This window comes from Achromobacter sp. 01N37 (genome assembly GCF_056399725.1).
Genome location: NZ_JBFTRX010000019.1, coordinates 55840 through 79848, shown reverse-complemented (window position 1 = coordinate 79848; position 24009 = coordinate 55840). Strand labels below are relative to the sequence as shown.

Annotated in this window: 23 protein-coding genes; 12 read left to right on the top strand and 11 right to left on the bottom strand. The window is 63.5% G+C overall.

The genetic code is table 11. From position 1 onward, the window contains the following. Window positions 1-66: 66 nt before the first annotated feature. From AC1DSJ_RS27205 to AC1DSJ_RS27180, 6 genes are all read right to left on the bottom strand, one after another. Window positions 67-1374 (bottom strand): type II toxin-antitoxin system HipA family toxin, encoded by a 1308-nt coding sequence (locus AC1DSJ_RS27205; RefSeq protein ID WP_175168908.1) that lies wholly within the window; start codon window positions 1372-1374, stop codon window positions 67-69. Window positions 1375-1389: 15 nt separating this feature from the next. Continuing rightward, window positions 1390-1734: a helix-turn-helix transcriptional regulator gene (locus tag AC1DSJ_RS27200; protein ID WP_054422185.1), complete on the bottom strand. Its 345-nt coding sequence runs from the start codon at window positions 1732-1734 to the stop codon at window positions 1390-1392. Window positions 1735-1857: 123 nt separating this feature from the next. Beyond that, the gene (locus tag AC1DSJ_RS27195; RefSeq protein WP_441372232.1) at window positions 1858-2796 is read right to left on the bottom strand and encodes a S66 peptidase family protein; all 939 of its coding nucleotides are present in this window, start codon (window positions 2794-2796) and stop codon (window positions 1858-1860) included. Window positions 2797-2988: 192 nt separating this feature from the next. After that, a complete protein-coding gene (locus tag AC1DSJ_RS27190; protein WP_175168909.1) occupies window positions 2989-3714 on the bottom strand; it encodes an RNA pseudouridine synthase in 726 nt (241 codons plus the stop codon). Between the two features lie 143 nt (window positions 3715-3857). Further along, a complete protein-coding gene (gene ydiK, locus AC1DSJ_RS27185) occupies window positions 3858-4994 on the bottom strand; it encodes an AI-2E family transporter YdiK (protein WP_245636285.1) in 1137 nt (378 codons plus the stop codon). 442 nt (window positions 4995-5436) lie between these two features. Beyond that, window positions 5437-6522: a DNA-binding protein gene (locus AC1DSJ_RS27180; protein WP_441372183.1), complete on the bottom strand. Its 1086-nt coding sequence runs from the start codon at window positions 6520-6522 to the stop codon at window positions 5437-5439. Between the two features lie 241 nt (window positions 6523-6763). Between AC1DSJ_RS27180 and AC1DSJ_RS27175 the strand changes: the two genes are divergently transcribed. The 3 genes from AC1DSJ_RS27175 (at window position 6764) to AC1DSJ_RS27165 (ending at window position 11021) form a co-directional block, all read left to right on the top strand. Continuing rightward, on the top strand, window positions 6764-7843 hold the full coding sequence (locus AC1DSJ_RS27175) for a site-specific integrase (RefSeq protein ID WP_441372182.1): 1080 nt from the start codon (window positions 6764-6766) through the stop codon (window positions 7841-7843). A gap of 115 nt (window positions 7844-7958) precedes the next feature. Continuing rightward, window positions 7959-9509: a sensor domain-containing diguanylate cyclase gene (locus tag AC1DSJ_RS27170; protein ID WP_054422181.1), complete on the top strand. Its 1551-nt coding sequence runs from the start codon at window positions 7959-7961 to the stop codon at window positions 9507-9509. Window positions 9510-9986: 477 nt separating this feature from the next. Then, window positions 9987-11021: a porin gene (locus tag AC1DSJ_RS27165; RefSeq protein ID WP_441372181.1), complete on the top strand. Its 1035-nt coding sequence runs from the start codon at window positions 9987-9989 to the stop codon at window positions 11019-11021. 166 nt (window positions 11022-11187) lie between these two features. Here AC1DSJ_RS27165 and AC1DSJ_RS27160 read toward each other — a convergent pair whose 3' ends face one another. Both AC1DSJ_RS27160 and AC1DSJ_RS27155 read right to left on the bottom strand, forming a co-directional pair. Next, window positions 11188-11820: a fused MFS/spermidine synthase gene (locus AC1DSJ_RS27160; RefSeq protein ID WP_245636284.1), complete on the bottom strand. Its 633-nt coding sequence runs from the start codon at window positions 11818-11820 to the stop codon at window positions 11188-11190. Window positions 11821-12151: 331 nt separating this feature from the next. Beyond that, window positions 12152-12304: a hypothetical protein gene (locus AC1DSJ_RS27155; RefSeq protein ID WP_175168915.1), complete on the bottom strand. Its 153-nt coding sequence runs from the start codon at window positions 12302-12304 to the stop codon at window positions 12152-12154. Window positions 12305-12718: 414 nt separating this feature from the next. On the opposite strand from AC1DSJ_RS27155, the gene AC1DSJ_RS27150 reads away from it, so the two are divergent. After that, window positions 12719-13297, top strand: coding sequence for a TetR/AcrR family transcriptional regulator (locus AC1DSJ_RS27150; protein ID WP_441372180.1), 579 nt, complete (start codon window positions 12719-12721; stop codon window positions 13295-13297). A gap of 25 nt (window positions 13298-13322) precedes the next feature. After that, window positions 13323-13802, top strand: coding sequence for a nuclear transport factor 2 family protein (locus AC1DSJ_RS27145; protein ID WP_175168917.1), 480 nt, complete (start codon window positions 13323-13325; stop codon window positions 13800-13802). A gap of 151 nt (window positions 13803-13953) precedes the next feature. Here the strand turns inward: AC1DSJ_RS27145 and AC1DSJ_RS27140 are convergent, their stop codons facing one another. Then, window positions 13954-14439, bottom strand: a complete 486-nt coding sequence (locus tag AC1DSJ_RS27140) for a MarR family winged helix-turn-helix transcriptional regulator (RefSeq protein ID WP_476760423.1) — start codon at window positions 14437-14439, stop codon at window positions 13954-13956. Between the two features lie 109 nt (window positions 14440-14548). Here AC1DSJ_RS27140 and AC1DSJ_RS27135 point away from each other — a divergent pair, with 109 nt between their 5' ends. The 3 genes from AC1DSJ_RS27135 (at window position 14549) to AC1DSJ_RS27125 (ending at window position 17950) form a co-directional block, all read left to right on the top strand. Beyond that, window positions 14549-15766, top strand: a complete 1218-nt coding sequence (locus tag AC1DSJ_RS27135; RefSeq protein WP_441372178.1) for an MFS transporter — start codon at window positions 14549-14551, stop codon at window positions 15764-15766. Window positions 15767-15946: 180 nt separating this feature from the next. Further along, window positions 15947-16417, top strand: a complete 471-nt coding sequence (locus AC1DSJ_RS27130) for a tripartite tricarboxylate transporter TctB family protein (RefSeq protein WP_054422175.1) — start codon at window positions 15947-15949, stop codon at window positions 16415-16417. Window positions 16418-16420: 3 nt separating this feature from the next. Continuing rightward, window positions 16421-17950 (top strand): tripartite tricarboxylate transporter permease, encoded by a 1530-nt coding sequence (locus AC1DSJ_RS27125; protein WP_054422174.1) that lies wholly within the window; start codon window positions 16421-16423, stop codon window positions 17948-17950. 123 nt (window positions 17951-18073) lie between these two features. On the opposite strand, the gene AC1DSJ_RS27120 is transcribed toward AC1DSJ_RS27125, so the two are convergent. Beyond that, the gene (locus AC1DSJ_RS27120; RefSeq protein ID WP_054422173.1) at window positions 18074-18394 is read right to left on the bottom strand and encodes an Rdx family protein; all 321 of its coding nucleotides are present in this window, start codon (window positions 18392-18394) and stop codon (window positions 18074-18076) included. A gap of 167 nt (window positions 18395-18561) precedes the next feature. On the opposite strand from AC1DSJ_RS27120, the gene AC1DSJ_RS27115 reads away from it, so the two are divergent. Both AC1DSJ_RS27115 and AC1DSJ_RS27110 read left to right on the top strand, forming a co-directional pair. Then, window positions 18562-19758 (top strand): multidrug effflux MFS transporter, encoded by a 1197-nt coding sequence (locus AC1DSJ_RS27115; RefSeq protein WP_441372177.1) that lies wholly within the window; start codon window positions 18562-18564, stop codon window positions 19756-19758. A 58-nt stretch (window positions 19759-19816) separates the two neighbouring features. Then, entirely contained in the window at window positions 19817-20611 is a 795-nt protein-coding gene (locus tag AC1DSJ_RS27110; RefSeq protein ID WP_441372176.1) for an enoyl-CoA hydratase, read from the top strand. A gap of 27 nt (window positions 20612-20638) precedes the next feature. Here AC1DSJ_RS27110 and chrA read toward each other — a convergent pair whose 3' ends face one another. Then, window positions 20639-21895, bottom strand: a complete 1257-nt coding sequence (gene chrA / locus AC1DSJ_RS27105; RefSeq protein WP_441372175.1) for a chromate efflux transporter — start codon at window positions 21893-21895, stop codon at window positions 20639-20641. A gap of 196 nt (window positions 21896-22091) precedes the next feature. Here chrA and AC1DSJ_RS27100 point away from each other — a divergent pair, with 196 nt between their 5' ends. Further along, complete coding sequence (locus AC1DSJ_RS27100) at window positions 22092-23417, top strand: ATP-binding protein (protein WP_441372174.1); 1326 nt, start codon at window positions 22092-22094, stop codon at window positions 23415-23417. A 98-nt stretch (window positions 23418-23515) separates the two neighbouring features. Beyond that, window positions 23516-23995 carry a carboxymuconolactone decarboxylase family protein gene (locus AC1DSJ_RS27095; RefSeq protein WP_054422170.1) on the top strand — a complete coding sequence of 160 codons (480 nt, stop codon included), beginning with the start codon at window positions 23516-23518 and terminating at the stop codon, window positions 23993-23995. Window positions 23996-24009 lie beyond the last annotated feature (14 nt).

Below are 24009 nucleotides of genomic sequence, written 5' to 3'. Positions count from 1 at the left end.
AGGGTGCAGATCAGCGCCCAGATCAGCGCCCAGAACAGCGTGCAGACCAGGTTCCAGGCCACTTTGTTAGCCTTGCACGCGCCACGCCGCCAGCGTCGTTTCCACCAGCTCGATCTCGCGCGGCGGCATACCGGCCGCCTCGTAGTACCGCCGGCGTTGCGTGACGACGTCGCGCACCGGGTCCAGGATGGAACGCGCAGCCGCTTCCGACCGCAGGCCGAAGCGCCGGTACTCCGTCAGGCAATTCTCGAACGTGCTGTCCCGGCCCGCCGCGCCAATATGCAGGTAATGCTTGGCGGACCCTTCCTGCGTCACCACATCGAATAGCGGCGACAAGCGGTACGTGTGCGCGCCGTCATCCTTCAGAAATCCCACGTTCTTCAGGTGATCATCGGTGTTGTGCACCGCCACGTTCAGGATCATGCGGGCGTACAGCTCTTTCAGATCCTGCACGGGGTTCGACGACACGCGGCGCACCACGTCCGCCAGACGCGCATAGGAATAGGTTGCCTTGCCGCGCGCGCCGTCCAGCTCGCGCTTGCCAATCTGTACCGATGGGCTGATCAGCGACGCGCCGCTCAGGAAATGGCGCCGGGCGACAACCGGGTCGGCGCCGCTGGCGGCAGGCAGGCGCTGGCGGTCAAAGCGATGCGTCAACAGCACCGCGCCCAGATGCGTTTCGGTCAAACGCACCTCAGGCACGGTCAATCCGATCTCGCGCGCCATCTGCAAATTGGCGAATTCCACGCGCTGCCGGTCGTAGGAGTCGCCCTTGCGCGGAAACTTGGCGATCCACATTTCGCCGTGTTCGTCGCGAACAATCGTCTTTGGCCGCGCCCCGCCGATATCCCAGGAACTGCCCAGAATGTCGCGGTACAAGCCTTTGGGTTTCACACCTTGGTCGATATCTGTCAGCAGATCGGCCAGCGATTCCACCTGGCTGACTTCAGGTAGCCGGTAGGTTTTGCGCATGTTCGGCGTGAGCAAGCGCGCGCTGAAGAACAGCGCGCCCACGCCCATGCCGCGCCCGCGCAGCAGGACTTCATCTTCGGTAACGCGCGCCCCCGCTTTGTCGACGCGCATGACGTTGCGCCCCCACGCGTCCGGCGCGGCGTCGAAGATGGCGCCCAGCGTTTCGTAGCGGCTTTCGGTGCGGAAGGTGGTCTTGGCGTCGATGAGCGGCAGATTCAACGGGTCCAGCGCAAAGGCGCGGGCGTCGTTGACGTAGGACTGCACGTAGGTGAATTCGGCGAAGAAGTGGTTTTCGTCGGTGTCGTCCAGCGTCAGCACGCCGGCCAAGACCGCTTCGCCGCGTATGTCTACATAGACGAAGAGTTCGCTTTCAACCGATTTGTGCTTGCGGGAACGTGCCATGGCCGGGCCCGGGCGTTACAGCTTGGCGGGGTCGGCGCGATGCGTTGGCAACGCCCCGCCACTGCCCCGGCTGGGCCGGCGCATCGCATCCAAGCGCTTGCCCACCCCGTCTTCTTCTGGGTCGGCCAGCGCAAACACCTGATCGCGAAAGCCGTATTGCAGCAACGCTTCGACGGCAAGCGCCAGCGATACGCCGCCGTCGCCACGTTCCAGCCGCGCGATGGTGGCGCGCGACACCCCCATCCGGCTGGCCAGCGTGGTTTCGGATTCGCCCCGGCGAAGGCGAGCCGTGCGCAGGTTGGCGCCCAGGCGGACCAGCGCCTCGGCGGCATCGAAGCTGGGTTCTATCTTCTTTTTCATGGGTCAATAATAGAACCGTGCTGCGCGAATTGCACGATTAATGACGCATTTTCAACAATTAAATGCATCATTAATAGATCATTAATGTGCACTATGCGCTATTAATGAGGCATAACGCGAAGGCTACACCACCACAGCCTGATCCAGGCGCAATGCCCCGCGCGCCGTGTCCAGCGTGACGCGCGCCCCCAGCGGCAAGGTCAGATTTGGGTCGCCGTGGCCACTGGGCCAGCCGGCCAGAATAGGAATTCCGCGCGCGCGGAACTGGTCCAGGATCAACGGATACAGCAGGCCTTGCGCCTGCGCATCGTCCATTTGCACGCCAAGCCGCGTGAAGTTGCCCACGAGCAGGCCTTTGACGCCATCGAATTTGCCGGCGGCGGCCAACTGGCCCAGCAGCCTGTCCACGCGCGGAATCGCTTCGTTGACGTCTTCGATGAACAGGATTGCGTCACGCGTGTCGATGTCGTTGCGGGTGCCGATCAGCGCGCCAATCAACGCCAAATTGCCCCCAATCAAGCGGCCGCTGGCCACGCCCGGCACAAGCTCAGTCGGCAGCGAGTTCATCGGGGGCGTGATCCATGCGCCCTTGCCCATCTGCCCGGTGACCATCGCGAACAAGGCGGATTCCGTGGGTTCGCGTTTGCCGGCCAAGAGGTCTTGCGCCAGCATCGGCCCGTGAAAGGTCACAAAGCCCGCATGGCGTTGCAGCGCCAGGTGCAGCGCGGTGATGTCGCTGTAGCCGATGAAGGGCTTGGGATGCCGCCGCAAAAGTCCGAAGTCCAGCTGATCCAGCAAGCGCCACGAGCCAAAGCCGCCTTGCAGACACCACACCGCGCCTATGTCGGGATCTTCGAATGCCGCATGCAGATCGGCCAAGCGGTCGGCGTCGCTGCCGGCCAGATACTCATACGGCACATCCTGCCGCGTGCGGCTGGCAGGCATGACTTGCGCCACGAACCCGCGCGACTCCAACCATTGGGCCGCATCATCGCTAGCATTAAGCGCCGCCGAAGCCGGCGCCACAATTGCCACTTTTGCACCCGGGCGCAGGGCCGGCACCGCAGCCGCTCCCTTGCCATTGGCGGGCGCAGGCGGCGTTGGCGGGGCTTGCCCCTTCACGGGGGCGCGACCGGGGCCAGCGCAACCGGCCAACGCCAGTGCCGACAGGCACAAGACGCCCGTCTGCTTCAAAAAGCGGCGACGGCTGTGATCGGAACGTTGCGTAGGCTCGCCAGGCAAGATCATGGGCGTTTAAAACCGTTCGTAGTCCAACCGATAGCGCCATTGGCCAACCGCCAGCCCCGCCAGCGGCAAGCGGCCAATGCGGATGCGGCGCAGCGCCTGCAACTGCAGGCCCGCCGTGTCGCACACAAATTCAATGAAGCCCGGCAACGGCGTTTTCAGTGCAAAGCGCAGGTGGGTTTCGTTCTGCCAGCTGACCTTCATTGGCGTCGCGGCGCGCCCATCAAACGCCAGCCCGCGCTGCAACCGCGCAAGATCGCCTTCGCTCAATTGCCCGCTGACCTGCGCGATGTATTCCTGCTCAACCAGCTTGCCCTCTTCCACCAGCTTGCGCGACACGGCGTATTCCTGCGTGTACACGACGAGGCCGCTTGCGGCGCGCTCAAGCGGCGTCACGAGCTTCAGCCCATTGAACATGCGCTTTAGATAGCGCTGGCTGGCGCGGTCGCCCGGCATCTGGTTCTTGGGAATGATCAGGTCGCGGGCGGAACCCGGTTCGTTGTCTGCGTAGGTGCCGGCGGGCTTGTGCACCAAAAACGTCACCGGCTTCATGTCTTCCAGCTTCGCACCGGGCAACAGGCTGATGGTTTGGCCCGGCGCCACGCGAAAGCCGGGCTCTTCGATGGTTTTGCCGTCCACGGCGACCCAGCCGCCTTCGATATAGCGTTCGGCGTCACCGCGCGAGCAGTTCTGTTCCGCGGCCAGCTGCTTGGCCAGGCGTACGCTTTCGCTCATCGGGCCCCCGCCTGGAATGCGGGCGCTGCCGGGGTGAAAAGGAATTCGGGCGCGCTGTCAGCCAGCGCAGTCGGGTGCATCGTCATGTATTGCCGGGGTGTTGCAAAAAAAGCGGGCGTTGCGCCCGCGGTGTCAGACGAATGTTACGCCTTTTCCACGGGCGTTCCCGGCAACGCCGGGTCGGCCACGGTGGGAATTGCGGTGAACTCTGCGGCGGTATCGTCAGGCGGCGGCACCTCGTTGATCCAGGCCGTCAACAGCGTGGACGTCACGGCCAGAATGACCGGCCCGATAAACAGGCCGACGATGCCAAAGGCGAACATGCCGCCCAGCACGCCCGACAAAATCAGCAGCATCGATAGATTCACGCCGCGTTTGATCAGCAGCGGGCGCAGCAGGTTGTCCAACATGGCGACCAGCACCGCCCAGATCAGCAGCAGCGTCGCGGCCAGTTTCATATCGTTCTGGAACAGCCAGATGACCCCGCCCAGCATCGGCAGGAACGGACCCAGCTGCGCCAGGCACAGCATCACCATCAAGGCAGTCAGGATGCCGGCAGACGGTACGCCGGCAATCCACAAGCCCACACCGCCCAGTGCGGACTGAACCACGGCGGTCACGACGATACCCAGCGCCACGGCCCGGACGGCGGCGCCCGCCAGCCGAATGGCCGCCACACCGCGCATACCCGCCAAACGGTTGGCGAAGCGCCTGACGAAGTCGGCCGCCATATCGCCTTGGGCGTACAAAATGCCGGAGATGACGATGGTGACCAGCATGTGAACCACAAACACGCCGACAATCGCGGCGTGCCCCAGCAGCCAGCGCGCCGCGGTGGTCAGATAAGGTTCCAGCCGTGCCAGCAACCCGCCCGCGCCGGCATCGGACAAGGTCTGCCATTCCTGCGCGATGCGCGGACCGGCAATGGGAACGCTGCGTATCCAGCTCGGYGGCGCAAGCAGCGCATAGTCCGGCAGGCTCTTGACGGCGGCCATGATTGCGCCGCTATGTTCCGCCAGCGTTGCAATGACTTGATAGAGCGGCAGCACGATCACGAACAGCAGGATCAGCAGCATGAACACAGTGGCCGCCCAGCGCCTGCCGCCGCAACGTTCCTGAATGGCCAGCATCACTGGCCAGGTCGCCACCACAATCGTGGTTGCCCAGATGAGGCCCGGCAGGAAGGGCTGCAACACGTACAGGCTGCCCACCATCAAGGCGGCCAGGATGACGATAAGAAGCAGGATGCGGGCTAGATCGACGTTCGGACGTGGGTTCACCCGGTGCTCCTGGCAAGGCATGACGCCCCGCGTGATGGCGCATCGCCAGGGTTGGGCGGCTGCCCAAGGCGCCATGGGATGCGATCTTTCGAATTTATCCGAATTTTGCTCAGACTTGTACTAGTTGCGCGCCGGGACAGGCACGCCGTTTGCTAAGGGCAGATGCCGCTGAACGCGAATTGATTGAGGATGGCGACGGCGCCGGGTTCTCCGGTGGCTGCCTTCCGGGCGGCGCATCTCTATGGAGGTATGCCATGAGGCTCCTGACCACTACCGGCTTATCGTCGGCCATTTTGCTGGCTTTTGCGCTGGCCGGCTGCACGGCACCCAGCTCGTACAGCTCCCCGCAACCACGCTCTAGCTCCAGCACTGACACACGGAATCACGCCAACTACCACGCCGAGAACTTCGGCGAACCTGACAACACGCCATTTCAGGGTACTTACCCGGGCCGTTGATCGGCATCCGCTTGAGCGGCGCGCGCGGCGGCGTTCTCATCCAGAGCGCTACGCGCCGCCGTATTCTGCTGCGCCAACGTCATCAGATGGCGCGTCAGCTCACCCACTTGCGCATCCTTTTGTTGTAGCTGAAGCAGCAGCGCGGCCGATTGCGCGTCGGACGCGGCCGCCCGGGCTTCCAGCGCCTGTTCCCGCTCGCGTGCGGACGCCAGCGCGTCACGCGCCACATCTTGACTGACCTCGTGGCGTGCCTGCGCCGCCTGGATTTCTGTTCTGAATTCGGCTCTGACCCGCTGCGTCTCCTGCTCTGCCGCGCGTTTGCCCTCTTGCGCCTGGGTTAGCGAGGTTTGCAGCTGGCTGATCTGCCGTTGGCTGGCGATTTGGGCCTCGTCGAACCGCAATTGCAGCTTTTTTGCGGCCCCGCGTTCGGCATCCAGCTCGTTCATCCAGCGTCGTTCGTGTGCGGTGTGCCGAGCCTCTACCGCCTCCAGCGCCTGGGCGTGCAGCCCGCGCATCTTCTCGGCTTCGGTCAGCAGCGTCTGAACGGCGCCGCGCGCGTCTTCCAATTGCAGCCGGCTTTGCTTGAGCTGTTCATCGCGTTGGCGCAACAGCTGTTCCGCCGCCTGAAGGCGATCTTCCGTGGCGGCCAGCTGTGCGGTAGCCAGCCGCAAGCTTTCCTGCAAATCCTGTTCACGATTCGCCAGCTGGAGCTCACGCTGCTGGAGTTGTTCGGCCTGCCCCGCCAGGCGCTCGCCCTCTTCCGCCAGTTCTTCCCAGCGCTGCCGATACGAATCGGCTTGTTCGGCGCGCGCTTCCGCCAAGGCGGCTTCCCAGAAGTGGGTGGCGGCCTGCGTGATGGGGTCGGGGATGGCCGGGGCGGCGGCAAATGCGCCGGGGTCTTTGATTCGGGCGCCCAGCGCGCGGAACCAGGTTTCCAGGTGCGGGCTGACGGTGTTGGGCGAGCCCCGGCCAATTTTTTGCCTGACCCGTTCGATGGTGGGGCGCGCGCCTTCCAGCAACAAGGCGTCGGCGGCCGTCCAGACGTCGTTTTCCGTAATTCCCGTGGCCATCGCCGTCACTCCCTCGTTTATCGTCGTTTGGGTACTGAATTAGTCACGATAATGGAACCTTATCGTGATCTATTTATTATTTGTGTTAGATATCATACAGCATACATAATAATATGTATGAAATAGGCACATCGCACGATTTCAGAACGAATTCCCTCGGAATTGCGGCCCCACCCCAGTTGCGCGGCAATTCCGTATAGTTCTGGCTTCGCCTGACCCACCCCTGAAGCCACCCCTCCCCATGCAGTTGAAATTGCTGGCCTCGCTGCCCTTGTTGGACCCGCATGCGCTGGATGTCCAGGCCGACGCCGCCGTGCGCAGCCTGATGCGCGAAGGCAGCTCGGCCAACACCGCCGCCAGCTACCGCGCCGCCGTCCGCTACTGGACAGCGTGGTTCGAGCTGCGCTACGGCCAGCGTTTTGCCCTGCCCTTGCCTGAGGCTGCCGTCATCCAGTTCGTGGTCGACCATGCGCAGCGCACGACGGACCACGGCCTGAAATGGGAGCTTCCGCTGGCGTTGGACCAGGAGCTGGTTCGCCTGAAAGCCAAAGGGCGGCTGGGCGCACCCAGTCTGAATACCTTGCTGCAACGGGTGTCTGTGCTGTCCAAGGCCCATGAATTGTTGGGGCATCCGAACCCTTGCCGGGCCGCGACCGTGCGCGAATTGCTGGCCAAGACGCGCCGCGCCTATGCGCGCCGCGGCGTGGCGCCGGCGAAGAAGGAAGCGCTGACCCGCGAACCTTTGCAGGCGATGCTGGCCACCTGCGACGACACCTTGCGCGGCATCCGAGACCGCGCGCTCTTGTTGTTTGCGTGGGCCAGCGGCGGCCGGCGCCGGTCAGAAGTGGTGCGCGCCACGGTCGAAAACACCGTCCGCACGGCTGAAGGCTTTCTCTATACGCTGGCGCAATCCAAGACCAATCAGTCGGGCGCGCGCCGCGCAGACGACCAGAAGCCGATCGTCGGCAGCGCCGCGCAGGCGCTGGACGCCTGGCTAGCCGCCAGCGGTATTCAACAGGGTCCGATCTTTCGCCGCGTGCGCCGGGGCGATGTGATCGGAGAGCCGCTGGCGGCAGCGGCCGTGCGCGACATCGTGCTGGAACGCTGCAAGCTTGCCGGGCTGGAAGGCGAATTTTCCGCGCACAGCCTGCGCTCGGGTTTCGTTACCGAAGCCGGCCGGCGCAATATTCCGCTGGGCGACACCATGGCCATGACGGGCCATGCCAGCGTCGCCACCGTCATGGGTTATTTCCGGGCGGGGGCTGCGGCCCAGTCTCCCGCTGCCCGCCTGATGGACGAAGCTGAGCCAGACGACCTATAGATGTGCGCCGCGCCTGCCGTAATACGATGACGCCTTTTCCTTCGCCCTCTTTGCGCCGCCCACATTTACGGTGCGCCCCTCGCCCGCCCAAGTCCTAGCCCTAGTCCGCCACCCCATGCGAATCAACCTACGCGGGCTTGTGCTTGCGCTTACCGTATTCAGCGCCATCGCGGCGACCGCGAATGCCCTATACGCCAGCTACCTGGTGCAGCGCGACCAGCTCATCACCAACACGCTGGAGGCCAACCGCGTCTATGCCGCCAAGCTTGCGGAAAGCACCACCCATTTCCTGAAGGCGGCGCAGCAGCAGCTTGCCTACAGCGCGCGCCACTTGGCCAGCCAGGTCGACGACCTGGATGGGTTGGCAGCCGAAGTCATGCGCCTGCAGGAGCAGGCCGACAACTTCAACTCGGTAGGCGTCGTCAGCGCAGACGGCATCATCCTGGCCACGACCCAGAGCTTCCGCAATTTTCTAGGCACGCGGGTAGATAGCGCCGGCAGCCGAGCGGCATTGAAAGCGCGCCAGCCGCTGATCAGCAAGCCTTATGTGTCGATTGCCGGCAACATGCTCATCAACCTGTCGCACCCGATCTTCTCGAACGACGGCCGGTATCTGGGCTATATCGCCGGCACGATCTATCTGCGCAACGACAGCGCGTTGCAGGAATTGCTGGGCAAGCACCACTATCAAGACGGCTCCTACTTGTTTGTGGTGGATGGCGACGGCCAGTTGATCTATCACATGGAGTCCGCCCGCATTGGTGAAAACGTGATGCGCAATCCGGTCGTAGCCGCCGTCACGCAAGGCCACGCCGGCGCGCAACGGGTGGTCAACACGAAGGGGGTGGACATGCTGGCGGGCTACGCGGCAGAGCCGCTAAGTGGCTGGGGCATCGTCGCGCAACGTCCGGCGGAAAAAACGTTGGAGCCGATTCATGACCTGATCTGGGCGCTGATCGGCTACGCGGCGCCGCTGGCGCTGGCGTTCTTATTGGCCATCTGGTGGTGCGCACGAATGATCTCGCTGCCCTTGTCGCAGCTGGCCACCAATGTGGAACACCAGGATGTGGCCGTTGCGATGCAGCGCGTGCAGTCCATCAAAGCCTGGTACTTCGAGGCGGAACGGTTAAAGCGCGCCGTGATCTGGAGCTTCACAAGCTTGCAGGACAAGATCGGCAAGCTGAACCTGGCCAGCATCACTGACCCCCTGACGGGCTTGCGCAACCGCCGCGGAACGCAGGATGCCGTCGAGCAGCTGCAAGCATCCGACACGCCCTTTGCGGTGGTGGCGCTGGACATTGATCACTTCAAGCGCGTGAACGACACCTATGGGCACACCACGGGCGACGAGGTTATTCGCGGCATGGCGCAACTGATGCGCGAATGCTCGCGGCCGTCCGACATCCTTAGCCGTAACGGCGGCGAAGAGTTCCTGATTCTGCTGCCGGGAGTGGGAACCAAAGAGGCCGCAACCGTCGCGGAGCGCCTGCGCAAACACCTGGCCGGCCGACGGCTGCATGGCGTGGATGGCATCACGGTGTCGGCAGGCGTGGCGCAATGGCCGTCATCCGGACCAGAGGTGAGCCAGGTATTCCAGGCGGCCGATGCGGCGCTCTACGCGGCCAAGGAGCAAGGGCGTAACCGGGTGGTCGTGCACGCGGGGTAGTCGCCGCAAGGTGGCGGCGGCCATCGGGTAAATCCGTCTGATTTTCTCGGCTTGGCCGCGCGGTCAGCGCTGCTAGCACCAACTATCGTAGTCGTCTGATTCTCTTCGCGACCTCGCTTCCCCATAATGCGCCATGTTCATTGCGATGTTAACTAGTGCTTGACCGGCGGCTAGGCAGCGGCGGCTAAGCGCTATTTCCAGGGAGCTTCGCTTGCCGTGTCCGCGCGCACTTTCATCCCGCACTTCATTCCGCACCTCACCCCACATTTCATCCCACATTTCATCCCGCACAGTGGCGTCATCGCGCCCCTATCGCTATCCCTGGCAACGTCGCCCGTGACGTTGGCCGGTGGCCGCCTGCCCGCCTCCTAGCCCCCTCCCCTAAATCGTTTCCACCATCCTCCGCGACCTGCCTTTTGGCCGGCCGCAGGGGGTTCTTTTGTCCCACGCAACACAACAACATCACATGGGGTTCTTATGACCGCAGCAAGGAAAAAGGCAGGTGCTCTGCTCACCGCTTTGGCCGCCGTGTCCGTTACCGGCATGGCGCAGGCGTCCACCACCAGTGTCACGCTGTACGGCATCGTTGATCTGGGTCTGGCGTTTGAGCGCAAACACGACAGCGCCAACCCCTCGTCGGAATCCCGCATCGACATGCGGGATGGCACACAATCCGGGTCGCGCTGGGGACTGCGCGGCGTTGAAGATCTGGGTGGTGGATACAGCGTGGTGTTCCGGCTGGAAAGCGGATTCCACGCCTCCAACGGCACGCAAGGCCAAGGCCGCTTATTCGGGCGTTGGGCGTATCTGGGTTTGGCCGGCCCCTTTGGTGAACTGCGCGCGGGCCGCCAGCAAGTGCTAAGCGATAGCTGGGGCGGCATTGCGTCGCCCTTCGGCACGTCGTGGGGCGGCGCGTCGTCGTCCGTCACATCGGGCTATAACGACGGCGACTTCGGACATTCAGGCCGCGTGAACAACGCCTTGATCTACCGCACGCCGGTGTGGAATGGGTGGCAGGCCGGGCTGGGGTACAGCTTTGAATCCCACGACAACACCCAGTTTGAAACCGCCGACCACGACCGCGTCTGGACAGCAGGCCTGCGCTATCGCAATGGGCCGTTTTCCACCGCGCTCACATACGAGCGCCTGAACCCCAACGCCAGCATCCCCGACAAGAAGCGCGCGTCCAACTTGCAGTTGGCCGGCTCGTATGATTTTGAATGGATGCAGTTGCATGGGGGGTATGGCAACCTGCGTAACCCGAACGTCGGGCCGTCTGCGGGATACAAGCGCGTCAATTCGTTCGTGGGTGGCGCCAGCTTCCCGCTAAGCGCCAACAGCAAGGTGCTAGGCACGTACCAGCGCGCCACCAGCTCAAAGATCAAGGGCTGGGGGCTGGGCTATCAATATGATTTGTCCAAGCGGACCAACCTCTACGCCCTGCTTGACCGCGTCGACCGTCGCGATTCGCACGTGCTCCAATCCGTGGTGGGCATGCGCCACCACTTCTAAGGAGGCGCAAACTTATTGGCCGTAACACCTGACGCCCCAATGGCAACTTGCCTTCGGGGCGTCGTATCGCGGTGGATATGCGCACGCAAATAAGCGCACACAACTACACGCACGCAACTACGCGCACCCAACTACGCGCACGCAACGCCTGCGCCGGCGCGGTGCGTCACACCAGCATGGGCCAATACGTGGGCGCCAGGCGCAACCACATTTCGGTGCTCATTGCATCTGGCTTGCGTTTAGGCAACGCCCTGCGGCGTTTGAGCGTTTCGCCATGGCAAGCAAACACGATGCTGTGCGCGCACGACGTATCGCTGACTTCAATGACCGAACCTGCAAAGCTCTGCTTGATCCGGCCTAGATACGTGCCGTAGTGTGAATTAGACGCATGGAAATTGCACACCATCATGCCTTCGGGCGCCAAAGCATTGCGGCAGGCGTCATAGAACGTGTCGGTGGTCAGTTGCCGTGGCAGGCCGTTGATGTCGTAGCCGTCAACCAGAATGGCGTCGTACTCGCCTTGGTGCTGGCGAACCAGTTCGGCGCCATCGCCTTGCAATACGGCAAAGCGGTGATCGTCCCGCGGCACCATGAACGAATCCCGCAATGCGATGACGTGCGGATTGATCTCGAACACATCGATACTGGCCGATGGCAGGTGCTGATAGCAGAACTTGGCAAGCGACCCGCCGCCCAAGCCAACCATCGCAATGCGCCGGGGCTCGGGGTTGAACAGCAGGAACGCCATCATGATCCGCGTGTATTCCAGATTGAGCGCCGACGGATCTTTCGTCCACATACGGCTCTGGATTTCGGCATGAGAAAACATCAATGACCGCGACGTGGTCGTGGCATAGATGAAAGGCCTAACCTGCTGATGACTTGACGTGTTTTCAGGCATTCCAAAGACTCACTGACAGGAATTGGGATGCGTGCGGACGTTGCCCGCGCCTTAGCCTGCTCCATCACGCGCGCAGGCGAAGTCACGCCAGCGCAATGGGCGCCGGCGCAAAGACTCGGTACGGGAAGGGAAAGTGCGGCTGACAAGCTGAAACGACGCGCACAAGGCGCGCCGTTTGGGGCAATTTAATCAGCGTGGATCAGGCCGCGAACGCGGACAGCGTTGAGAACTACTTGGAGGACCGTGACGTGTCAGTGTCGTCGGAGGAGTCGGAATCTGAAGCGACGGCGTCGATTTCGGAATCCGTGTTCGCGTCGGGGGCCTTCCAGTTAAGGGGCGGAATCTCGAAGCGCCACTTCTTACCAATAAGTTGATGCGACATGAGCGTTCTCCTATGCGAGGCGCATGGCCTCCCCCGCTAAAGCGCAGCACCGCCGGGTTCGGACGCGCCTGGAATGCCCTGTGAAGCTGCGGGGGGAGCATTCTGAAATGGCAGCGCCGTAATGAAAACGCCACGTACGTTTATGTTGTTGTTCGTACGCGGCGATTGATCTGGTCTTCTGGGTTTCCAGTGGGGGGCCCGGGTTTCCGGTCAAAATCAGCCCTGGAAAATTATTTTGTATTTTTCACCAGCAATTAAAAGATCTTAGCATATTTTTGACTGAAAAAGCAAGCAAAAGGCGGGTTTCAGAACAAATGACGCGTCGCACCGTACGCGTTTCAGCAAAATCGATTGACCAACGAGAACGATCATTCTACGATTTGCCATCAACAGAAGAACGATCATTCTCCCACCATGAATACCGCCACACCTGACACTGCTTCCGACGTCCAAACGCGGCTGCTACGCGCAACCGAAACCCTGATCTACCAAGGCGGCATTCATGCCACGGGCATGGATGCCATCGTGAAAGCCTCGGGTGTGGCGCGCAAGAGCGTGTACAAGCACTACCCCACGAAAGACGCGCTGGTGGCGGCTGCGTTGCAAGCGCGCGATGAGCGCTGGATGCAGTGGTTCATCGCCGCCACGACCCAAGCGGCAACGCCGCACGCCCGCTTGCTGTCCATCTTTGACGCCCTGCAAGAATGGTTTGCGTCTGACGGATTTCATGGCTGCGCCTTCCTCAACGCCGCCGGCGAAATTGGCGACGCCGAGCATCCCATCCGCAAGGTTTCTCGCCTGCACAAAGAACGCTTGCTGAGCCACGTGCTGTCTTTGGTGCAGGCCGCTGGCTTGCCCGAACCCGAAGAGACCGCCCGCCAATGGCTGGTGCTGATCGATGGCGCCATCGCCGTGGCGCTCGTCACGGGCGACTTGTCCATTACCCGTAGCGCGCAGCGCGCAGCCGAAGCGTTGCTACCGCGCGCCCGTTGAAGTTTTTCCCCTGGAGGCCTTAGCCATGACATCCCAAACTGAAGTCCGCCCGCCGTTGCCGCCCTTCACGCACCAGAGCGCGGTGCAGAAAGTTCGCTTGGCCGAAGACGGCTGGAACAGCCGCGACCCGGACAAGGTCGCGCTGGCCTATAGCCTGGACACGCATTGGCGCAACCGCGCCGAGTTCGTCAAGAACCGCGACCAAGCCCGCGACTTTCTGGCGCGCAAATGGGCCAAGGAATTGGATTACCGGTTGATCAAGGAGCTCTGGGCGTACACGGGCAACCGCATTGCCGTGCGCTATGCCTATGAATGGCATGACGATTCCGGCAACTGGTTCCGATCCTACGGCAACGAAAACTGGGAATTCGGCGAAGACGGCCTGATGATCAATCGCTACGCCTGCATCAATGACCTGCCCATCAAGGAAGCGGACCGCAAGTTCCGCTGGCCGCTGGGCCGGCGCCCGGATGACCACCCGGGCTTGTCGGAGCTGGGGCTGTAGCGAACCGGCTGGAAACGGGAGCAGAGCGCGCCGTCTTCGATCAGCTTGCTCAGCTCCCCCTGTTTGCGCACTATTCTGCGCCCTGTTCTGCGCTCTGTTCTGCGCCCTGTTCTGCGCCCTGTTCACCTGCTGTCCACGCCCTATTTGCGCCCTATTCGTAAGCGCTGAGCAATTTCCCAAGCAAGCGGCTTAATTGCTCTTGCTCCATCGCGCTCAAGGGCGATAGCACCTCTGCCTGGTTACGCAGATGCGCAACGACGGCTTCGTCGATCAGCTTCAAACCAGGCTTGGTCAGCATGACCAGCGTGGCGCGCCCGTCATCGGGGTTGGGCGTTCGTACGACCAGCCCGGCTTTCTCTAGGCGATCAATCCGATTGGTCATGCTGCCCGATGAAATCATCGCGTCTTCGTACAGCGCCGTCGGCGTCAGCGCATAAGGTTTGCCGCTGCGGCGCAGCGTGGCCAGCACATCGAATTCGCCCGGCTGCAACCCAAATTCTGCGAACAACGGGTTGATGCGGTCGCGGGTGATGACGAGCGCGCATTCGCCCAAGCGCCCCAGCACTCGCATTGTCGACACATCCAATTCGGGTCGTTCGCGGTTCCATTGTTCGACGGCTCGGCTTGCTCTATCCACGGTCATTCTCCATTTGTCTTGACGTCAAGATAAAATCCAAATATCTTGACGCCGAGATAGTTTACCGGAGCGCGCAGCATCAAGCGGCGCGGCCGGCTGTGGAGCAACCGTGTCTTTTTCTCGTCTGAACGCCTGGCGCATCGCCGCCATCATCCTCGTGGGGCTGAATCTTCGCCCTGTCCTGGCTTCCATTCCCCCTTTGCTGGACCAGCTGCAAGCCGCCACCCGCATGTCCGACACCGCGGCGGGTTTATTGACCGCATTGCCGGTGTTCGTCATGGGATTGGGCGCGTTAAGCGTGGCGCCGCTGCGCCGGCTGCTGGGCGAACAACATGGCGTAATCGCCGGGTTGGCGCTGATCACTGCGGCGACGGCGGGCCGCTTGTGGGCCGACCAGACCCTGCTGATGCTCGCCAGCGGCGTGGTGGCCGGGCTGGGCATTGCCGTCACGCAAGCGCTGCTGCCGATCTACATCAAGACCCGATTCCACGCGAGCAGCAGCGCCATCATGGGGATTTATTCCACCGCCATCATGGGCGGCGCGGCGGTCGCCAGCGTGGCCTCTCCCGTCATGGCGGCACACGCGGGCGGGCTGCAAGCGCTGGCCGTGTGGGCGATGCCGGCGGCGGTGGCGCTGGCGGCTTGGCTGCTGGTCAACCGCCGCGCGCAGCATCCCGCCGCCGCCCTGCACGCGGACGCTGGCCAATTCCAAACGTCGCGCGCTCGATGCTGGCTGCTTGCGGTGTTCTTCGGACTTGGCACTGGCGCCTATACGCTGGTGCTGGCCTGGCTGCCGCCCTACTACACCGCGCTGGGCTGGACGCCAGTCGCGTCGGGGCAATTGTTGGGCGCGGTGACGGCGGCGGAAATCGTGGCGGGGCTGCTGGTGTCGCTGGGTATCGGCCGCTTGCCGGATCGCCGGCCGGCGCTATTCCTGGCGATCGCGGCACTGCTCGTTGGGCTGCTCGGCTGGATCGTGTCGCCCGGAACGCTGGCGTGGCCCGCCGCCGTCCTCGCAGGCCTGGGCATCGGCGCGCTGTTTCCGTTGTCGCTCATCGTGGCGATGGACCATGCCGCAACCCCGCTTGAAGCGGGCCGGCTGGCGTCGTTCGTGCAAGGCGTGGGGTATTTGATCGCCGCCCTTTTTCCGTTTGCCGCTGGCGTGATCCGGCAGCATCTGGCGGACCTCACGCTGGCGTGGATATTGATGACGCTGATCTGCCTGGTGCTGTTCGCCTTGGCTGCGTGCTTTCGTCCGCAACCGGCCCTCCGCAACCAGCACTCCCCTTCCGGCCAACCGCAAAGCGCCCCTCACCAACACTCATGAAGCCCCCTAAAACCTAGGGATTTCCCGCGATTTAGCCAAAAAAAATAAGCCCCGCCGCAATTCTCCGCTTGCCTGAAAGGTGAACGGAAGTTTGGATTTTTAGACTCCCGCATTCATTGCAATGTCAGCTTTTTTTCAGACGTCAGTCAGACAAAAGCACAACAAGGGAGGACTAGACCAATGCAATCGAAACGCAGCGCCGTCCGGCGCGAGGCGTGGGCAGCAGGCACGATGATCGTGCTGGGCCTGGGCGCCATCGCGCAGGCATCCACATACACCTTAGGCAGTTTGGCGCGCATGGGGCCGGGCATGTTCCCGGCCATCCTGGGCGTGCTGCTGGTCTTGTTGGGCCTGATCATCGCCAAGATGGCGGCCTCGCCCGTTGCGGCCGAAGAAGACGCCGAAGAGATCCCGCCGCCCGAATGGCGCGGCTGGGGTTGCATCATCGGCGGCCTGCTCGCCTTCATTCTGGTCGGCAAGTTTGGCGGCCTGGTGCCCGCCACGTTTGTCCTGGTGTTCATCTCGGCCATGGGCGACCGCCAGCACACCTGGCGCAGCGCGGCCGCGTTGGCCGTGGGCGTGACGATCCTGGGCGTGGCCGTATTTTCGTGGGCGCTGCAATTGCAGTTTCCGCTCTTCCGCTGGGGCTGATCCATGGAAATTTTCAACAACCTGATGCATGGGTTCTCCGTCGCGTTCGCGCTGGACAACCTGATGTGGGCCGTGTTCGGCGTGTTCATGGGCAACCTGATCGGCGTGCTGCCGGGCATGGGTGTGCTGGCCGCCATTTCCATTCTGCTGCCGCTCACCTACACGATGACGCCGACGGCGGCGCTGGTGATGCTGTCCGGCATCTACTACGGCTCGCAGTATGGCGGCGGCATCACGTCGATCATGCTGAACCTGCCTGGCACCGCGTCGCATGCGGTGGCCTGCCTGGACGGCAATCCGCTGGCGCGCAACGGCAAGGCCGGTTCCGCGCTGTTCATGCTGATGTTCTCGTCGTTCTGCGGCGCATCGGTGGGCATCCTGGCGATGATCCTGTTCTCGCCCATGCTGGTGGACGTGGCCTTCAAGTTCGGCCCGGCCGAGTATTTCTCCATGATGATGCTGGGCCTGTTGGCGGGCGCCACCTTGGCGAAGGGTTCGGCGATCAAGGGCGTGGCGATGGTGGTGGTCGGCCTGCTGTTGGGGGTGGTCGGCACCGACGTCAACACCGGCACGATGCGCTTTCACTTCGGCATTCTGGAACTGTCCGACGGCTTGCAGATCGTAGCGCTGGCCATGGGGCTCTTCGGCGTGGCCGACTTCCTGAAGAACATCAACCGCATCGGCGGCGACACCAAGGTCACCACCGCCAAGATCAGCATGAAGTCGATGCGGCCCGAAGCCGGCGACATCAAGCAGTCTCGCGGTGCGCTGGTGCGCGGCACGGCCATCGGTTCGGCGTTCGGCATTCTGCCCGGCACCGGCCCGACGATCGCGTCGTTCATTTCGTACGCGGTGGAAAAGAAAGTGGCGCGTGAACCGCGTCGCTTTGGCCGCGGCGCCATCGAAGGCATCGCCGGTCCGGAAGCGGCGACCAGCGCGTCGACGCAGACGAGCTTCATCCCCACGATGAGCCTGGGCATTCCTGGCGATCCGGTGATGGCGCTGATGCTGGGCGCACTGATCATCCACGGTATCCAGCCGGGTCCGCAGATGATGATCGAACACGCCGACATGTTCTGGGGGCTGATCGCCAGCTTCTGGGTTGGCAACGTGCTGCTCTTGCTGCTGAACCTGCCGCTGATCGGCATGTGGGTGCGCCTGCTGACGGTGCCGTTCCGCTATCTGTTCCCCGCCGCGCTGTTCTTTGTCTGCGTGGGGGTCTACAGCACGAACAACAACCTGTTCGATGTGGCGATGGTGACGGTGTTTGGCGCGGCCGGCTATGCGTTGATTCGCATGCGGTTTGAACCTGCGCCATTGCTGCTAGGCTTTGTGCTCGGGCCCATGGTGGAAGAGAACTTCCGCCGTGCGCTGCTGCTGTCGCGCGGTGAACTGTCGATCTTCGTGACGCGTCCGATCAGCCTGGGCTTCATCCTGGCTTGCGTGGCGCTGATTGCGTTGCTGGTGGTGTCTGCGGTGCGTCAACGCAACAAGACGCGCGAAACGCTGCGCGAGTCGGAATCGGCGGCGTAATACCGCAAGGCGATCAACGTTCGCGTTGATCGCCTGTGCAAGCGCCTGTGCAAGCGCCTGTGCAAGCGCCTAAGCAAGCCGCCTGTGCAGCGCCTAAGCAAGCACTACGCAACCGCGTAAGCACTACTCGCCGGGCGCCGCTACGGGCCCGGCGGTGTGGCCGTCGATATGGCCCAGCGGCCGGCCCGGATCGAGCCGGTCGCGCACCCGCTGCTTGAGCACCTTGGCTTCAGGGAAGCCGCCGTCGCTCTTGCGGTCCCAGATCAGATCGCCGTTGTAGGTAATCTGAAACACGCCGCCCGTGCCGGGCTGCAACACCACTTCTCCCAAGTCGTTCGCAAACGTCGATAGCAGTTCTTGCGCCATCCAGCCGGCGCGCAGCAGCCACTGGCACTGCGTGCAGTAGAGGATGACGATGCGGGGACGAAAGGCGGGTGTGTTCATGGGGAAATATTCTACTGCGCACATTGCCGCGCTCACTACGGCGCACACAATCACACACAACAGAGCACAACGACGCACCCCAGCGCCCGGCGACCGCGCCGCAATGGACGGCCAGCGCATTCATGGATAATGTCGGGTTTTCCCGGGCCTTGCGCCCCGAGCCTGCAATGAAGTCTGCTGCAACCTCCCGAAGCCAACGCTGGCTGATCGGTCTCTTGATGGGGCTGGTCACGCTGACGCCGATGGGCATCGACATCTACCTCCCCTCGCTACCCGCCATGGCCGACGGCTTTGGCCAGCCGGTCAGCGCGCTGCAAGCCAGCATCACGCTGTTCATCTTCGCGGTGGGCCTGGGCCAGATGCTGATTGGCCCCTTGGCGGACCGCTATGGCCGGCGCCCCGTTGCGCTGGGCGGTGCAATGGCGTACCTGGCGGGGTCTGCGCTGGGTGCGGCGGCGTCATCGCTTGAGGTCTTCTACGTGGCGCGCGTCATCCAGGGGCTGGGCGCATGTTCGGCATCCTTGGTGGCGTTTGCCGCGGTGCGCGATCGCTTCAGCCCGGCGGTGGGTGCGCGCGTCTATAGCTATTTGAATGGCGCGCTGTGTTCCGTGCCGGCGCTGGCGCCCATGCTGGGCGGGGCGCTGGCGGTTCACGCCGGCTGGCGCAGCACGTTTGTATTCATGGTGCTGTTCGCGCTGGCCTTGGCCGTGCTGCTTGCCCGCCGCTTCGAAGAAACCCGCGCCGCGCCCACGCAACCGCGAGGCGCGCTGTACAGCCTGCGCCGCTATACGCCGATCGTCGCCAGCGGGCGCTTCCTGTATTTCGCGATGTTCGGCATGGCGGGCATGGCGATGATTCTGGTGTTCGTATCCGCTGCACCGGTGGTGCTGGTGCAGCAGTTGGGCTATTCCGAGCTGGGCTTTTCCGCCTGGTTTGGCGGCAACGCCGCCATCAATATCGCGGCCTTCTTCCTGGCGCCCACCTTCATTGCGCGATTTGGCCGCCACACGATGGTGCGCGTCGGCATGGTGGCGCTGCTGCTCGCCTCGGCAATGCACGCCGCCGCGTGGATGTGGGCGCCGCTATCGGCATGGCTCTTCATGCTGCCCGTGGCCGTGCTGACCGTCGGCTTTTCATTGGCGCTGGGATCGGGCTTGAGCCTGGCGCTGGAGCCGTTCGCGGAACGCGCCGGCACGGCAGCCGCCGTGTACGGGCTTTTCCAGATGAGCGGTTCCGCCGTTATTGCAACGGTGCTGCTGGACAGCGCCATGCCGCCCCAAGCCGCCATGGCGTTGATCGGCTTGATGATTGTGGCGCCGCTGCTGTGCGTGTCCGCGGGTATGGCGCGCAAGTTGGCGGGTTGATTCCGCGGGGCCAAGCCGCTTGCGCTAGTATCCAGAAAAAACCTTTCTGGAGACAACCATGGCCCTGGATTCCCCCACGCAAGAACCCCTGTTGCTGCGCACGTCCGAAGGGGGTGTCGTCACGCTGCGGTTGAACCGTCCGTCGCAATTCAATGCCTTGTCGGAAGGCATGTTGGCGGCGTTGCAAGACGAGATCGACGCCCTCTCCCGCGACGCTGACGTGCGTTGCGTGGTGCTGGAATCCGCGGGCAAGGCGTTTTGCGCAGGCCATGACTTGCGCGAAATGCGCAGCCAGCCCTCTTTGGACTACTACCGCGCGCTGTTTCGCCAGTGCGGCCGGGTGATGCAGGGGCTGCAAGCCCTGCCCGTTCCCGTCATCGCGAAGGTGCATGGCATCGCCACCGCGGCGGGCTGCCAGCTGGTGGCCAGCTGCGATCTGGCGGTGGCGGCCGACACCGCGAAATTTGCCGTATCCGGCATCAACGTAGGGCTGTTCTGCTCGACGCCGGCCGTGGCGCTCAGCCGCAATGTGTCGGCCAAGCGCGCATTTGAAATGCTGGTGACCGCCCGCTTCATCGACGCGGCGCAGGCGCTGGATTGGGGCTTGATCAACGATGCCGTGCCTGAATCCGAACTGGATGCCCGCGTGCGCGCGTTGACGGACGACATCCTGGCCAAGAGTCCCACCGCCATCCGTTACGGCAAGCGCATGTTCTATCAACAGCGGCAAATGGCGCTGGCGGACGCGTATGACTACGCGGGGGACGTGATGGCGCGCAACATGATGGAAGCGGACGCCTGCGAAGGCATTGACGCCTTTCTGCAAAAGCGCGCGCCGCGCTGGCAAGCGTAAATCAGCACGCGCTTGGCTCTGGCAGGCTTACATCAGCCATTGCAGCGCCCACCCGCCCGCCGCCGCCAGCAACACCACCCACACGGCGGACCAGCGGGCATAGACCAGCAAGGCGAACAGCAACAGGGCCAGGCCGAAGTCGGCCGGGTTCACGATGGCGCTGGTCCATAGCGGGTCGTACAGCGCCGCCAGCAAAATGCCCACGACGCTGGCGTTTACCCCGGCAACCATGTTGCGCACGCCGGGACGCCGGCGCAGGCTTTCCCAAAACGGCAAGGCGCCCGCCAGCAGCAAGGCGCCGGGCAGAAAGATGACGGCCAGAAGCAACAGGCCCCCGCCCCATCCGGATAGGGGTCCGGATGACATGGCCCCGAGAAAAGCGGCGAAGGCGAAGAGCGGCCCCGGCATGGCTTGCGCCGCGCCATAGCCCGCCAGGAAATCCGCATTCGAAACCATGCCACCGGAGACCGAGGCCGTCTCCAGCAGCGGTAACACCACATGGCCGCCACCGAACACCAGCGCGCCCGCGCGGTAGAACCCGGCGATCTGCGCGGCAAGCGGTGCGTCCGACATCGCCGCCCAGACCGGAAGCCCGACCAGCAACGCCACAAACAACCCCAGCGCGGTGTAGCCCGCTCGGCGCGACACCGCTTGGGCGCGATTGGCCAGAATGGGCCGAGGCGGCACTTGCAGCAATGCGCCACCCACGACGAGTCCCAAGGCAATAGCGCCTAGCTGGCCCCACGTGGTGGGCAGCGTGATCGCGATCAGCGCAGCGGCCACCGCCAGCCCGGCGCGCGGGCGGTCCGGGCACAAGCTGCGGCCCATGCCCCAGACGGCTTGGGCAACAATGGCCACCGCGGCCACCTTCAGCCCATGAATCACGGGCGACGCCGACAACCAGCCAAAGTGCGCCAGGCCAAGCGCAAAGCCGATCAGCGCCAACGCCGAAGGCAAGGTGAACGCCAGCCATGCCGCCGCCATGCCCGCCCAACCGGCCCGCCGCAGACCGATCGCCATGCCGACCTGGCTGCTGGCTGGACCCGGCAGAAACTGGCACAACGCCACCAGATCCGAAAACGCGTAGTCGTCCATCCAGTGGCGGCGGTCAACGAATTCGGTGCGGAAGTAAGCCAGGTGCGCCACCGGCCCGCCAAACGACGTCAGGCCCAGGCGAAGAAAGATCAGAAAGACTTCCAGGCAAGACCCCCGGCCAGGCTCCGCACGTTCGTGGGTGGCGGGTTTGCTGGCGACGTGTTCGTCATGAGATGGGGGGTGYGGCATGGGACTCAAGCTTCGTAGACAGTCGGGGCGCCGGATTTCAGATCCAGGTTCAAGCTTATAGCCGGGCCGCGCCCGGGTTTCAATCGGGCGCCAAGGGGATTCACTGCACGAATTTTCACAATTGCCCCACAAACATCGGCAGATTGCCCGGTGGCCCGCCGCTAGCATGCGCGATTGTTTCCCGGCCAGCCCGCGCATGCTCAAGTTCGCGATCCGCGTTTTTATTGTGGCCACCATCGCCTTCGTGGCGGCGTCCCAGTTGGTGAATATCAGCTTTGGCTACTTCCTGGAAGCCATCAGCGCCGATTTGTCCTACAGCACGGTGCGGGGACAGATGTACGCGCTGCACAAAGACCTTGACCCCGTCGCGCCCGCCGAACGCGCCGGCTTCATCCAGGACGCCCTCCAGCCGCACTACGGTCTGAAGCTGACCTTGCTGCATCCGGACGCCGTCACCATCACGCAGGCGGAACAGCAACAGCTGGACCGCACCGGCCTGATCATGCGTGACGACTACAACACCTATCTGACGCGCCTGCCCGGCGAACCCGTGCAGTGGCTGGACGTGCGCCTGCCCGGCGAGCCGGCCATGGAACGCTGGATCAACTGGTCAGCCTGGGCGGCGGTGAGCATGGTGCTGACCGTGATTCTGCTGCTGGCGTGGGCGATGCCCATCTGGCGCGACCTGGATGCGCTGCGCAACGCCACGTTGCGCATGGGCCAAGGTGACCTGGATGTGCGCGTGCGGCTGTCGCGCATTTCCGGTATCCGGCATGTGGGCGAGAGTTTCAATCTGATGGCCAAGCGCATCTCGGCGCTGATCGACAGCCAGCGCAGCCTGACCAACGCGGTGTCGCACGAGTTGCGCACGCCGCTTGCGCGATTGTCATTCGAGGTCGACATGCTGGGCCAGGACAACTACCCGCCCCGCCGCAGCCAGATTCTGCAAGATATGCGCGCCGACATTTCAGAACTGGAAGCCATGGTGGCCGAGCTGCTCGTCTACGCGCGGCTGGAACGGCCCACTGACGAAACCGTCACCCTGCAAACCGTTGACGTCTGTGACTGGCTGGGCGAGGCGCTGGCGCTGGTGGCCCATCAAGCCGACGCTCGCGGCATCCGTTGCGACGTGCGCGCGGGCTACCCTGCCCACGTGACGCTGCACCCACGCTATATGAGCCGCGCATTGCTGAACCTGGTGCAGAACGCCGTGCGCTACGCCAGCGCGCGTGTGGAAATCGAACTGACCGAGACGCCAGACGGCGGATACGAATTGTGGGTGGACGACGATGGCTGCGGCGTCCCCGAAGCCGACCGCGAACGCGTGTTCGAGCCCTTTGTGCGCCTGGACGAAAGCCGTGACCGGGGCACGGGCGGCGCGGGCCTGGGCCTGGCCATCGTCAAGCGGGTGGCGGCCAACCATGGCGGCACCATCGGCATCCTGAACAGCCCGTTGGGCGGTGCGCGCTTTGCGTTGCGCTGGCCGGCAGCTGGCGCCGTCATGGTCCAGCATGGCCTATAACAAAACACCCTTTATGGCACTTCTTCCCTGGTCCAATCTGCCGCATCCTACGGGCTCGTGATCCCCCTTCGATAACAGCTCTTCAGAAAGGTAGGCCTATGAGCCAGCGGTTGAATTACTTCCAGGTGTCGGCGGAACTGTCCAAGAAATATATGGACTACAGCGCGGCAGTGAAAAAATCCCCCGTGGTGCAGGAGTTCGGCGATTTGGTCGATATCCGCGCGTCGCAGATCAACGGCTGCGGCTTTTGCCTGGACATGCATGTGAAGCAGGCGAAGATGCACGGTGAACGCGAACTGCGGCTGCACCACATTGCCATCTGGCGCGAATCGACGTTGTTTTCGCCCCGCGAGCGCGCCGCGCTGGCCTGGACCGAAGCGCTGACCACCTTGTCGCCGCAAGGGGTATCGAACGAGGTCTACGAACAGGTGCGCGAGCATCTGTCCGAAGCAGAAATCTCGGACCTGAGCTTTTTGGTCATCGGCATCAACGGCTGGAACCGCTTGAACGTGGCATTTCGCACCGTGCCAGGCTCAGCGGATGCCGCCTTCGGACTGGACAAGGCCGGGCTGAACTAGGCCGGGCTGAACTA

Bases quoted from the DNA above. Each gene is read 5' to 3' on its own strand.
- AC1DSJ_RS27115 (WP_441372177.1), top strand. From the start codon at position 18,562: ATGAAGTCTGCTGCAACCTCCCGAAGCCAACGCTGGCTGATCGGTCTC.
- AC1DSJ_RS27205 (WP_175168908.1), bottom strand. From the start codon at position 1,374: ATGGCACGTTCCCGCAAGCACAAATCGGTTGAAAGCGAACTCTTCGTC.
- AC1DSJ_RS27200 (WP_054422185.1), bottom strand. From the start codon at position 1,734: ATGAAAAAGAAGATAGAACCCAGCTTCGATGCCGCCGAGGCGCTGGTC.
- AC1DSJ_RS27175 (WP_441372182.1), top strand. From the start codon at position 6,764: ATGCAGTTGAAATTGCTGGCCTCGCTGCCCTTGTTGGACCCGCATGCG.
- AC1DSJ_RS27150 (WP_441372180.1), top strand. From the start codon at position 12,719: ATGAATACCGCCACACCTGACACTGCTTCCGACGTCCAAACGCGGCTG.
- AC1DSJ_RS27145 (WP_175168917.1), top strand. From the start codon at position 13,323: ATGACATCCCAAACTGAAGTCCGCCCGCCGTTGCCGCCCTTCACGCAC.
- AC1DSJ_RS27160 (WP_245636284.1), bottom strand. From the start codon at position 11,820: ATGTGGACGAAAGATCCGTCGGCGCTCAATCTGGAATACACGCGGATC.
- AC1DSJ_RS27110 (WP_441372176.1), top strand. From the start codon at position 19,817: ATGGCCCTGGATTCCCCCACGCAAGAACCCCTGTTGCTGCGCACGTCC.
- AC1DSJ_RS27155 (WP_175168915.1), bottom strand. From the start codon at position 12,304: ATGTCGCATCAACTTATTGGTAAGAAGTGGCGCTTCGAGATTCCGCCC.
- AC1DSJ_RS27170 (WP_054422181.1), top strand. From the start codon at position 7,959: ATGCGAATCAACCTACGCGGGCTTGTGCTTGCGCTTACCGTATTCAGC.
- AC1DSJ_RS27120 (WP_054422173.1), bottom strand. From the start codon at position 18,394: ATGAACACACCCGCCTTTCGTCCCCGCATCGTCATCCTCTACTGCACG.
- AC1DSJ_RS27190 (WP_175168909.1), bottom strand. From the start codon at position 3,714: ATGAGCGAAAGCGTACGCCTGGCCAAGCAGCTGGCCGCGGAACAGAAC.
- AC1DSJ_RS27095 (WP_054422170.1), top strand. From the start codon at position 23,516: ATGAGCCAGCGGTTGAATTACTTCCAGGTGTCGGCGGAACTGTCCAAG.
- AC1DSJ_RS27130 (WP_054422175.1), top strand. From the start codon at position 15,947: ATGCAATCGAAACGCAGCGCCGTCCGGCGCGAGGCGTGGGCAGCAGGC.
- AC1DSJ_RS27100 (WP_441372174.1), top strand. From the start codon at position 22,092: ATGCTCAAGTTCGCGATCCGCGTTTTTATTGTGGCCACCATCGCCTTC.
- AC1DSJ_RS27125 (WP_054422174.1), top strand. From the start codon at position 16,421: ATGGAAATTTTCAACAACCTGATGCATGGGTTCTCCGTCGCGTTCGCG.
- AC1DSJ_RS27180 (WP_441372183.1), bottom strand. From the start codon at position 6,522: ATGGCCACGGGAATTACGGAAAACGACGTCTGGACGGCCGCCGACGCC.
- AC1DSJ_RS27165 (WP_441372181.1), top strand. From the start codon at position 9,987: ATGACCGCAGCAAGGAAAAAGGCAGGTGCTCTGCTCACCGCTTTGGCC.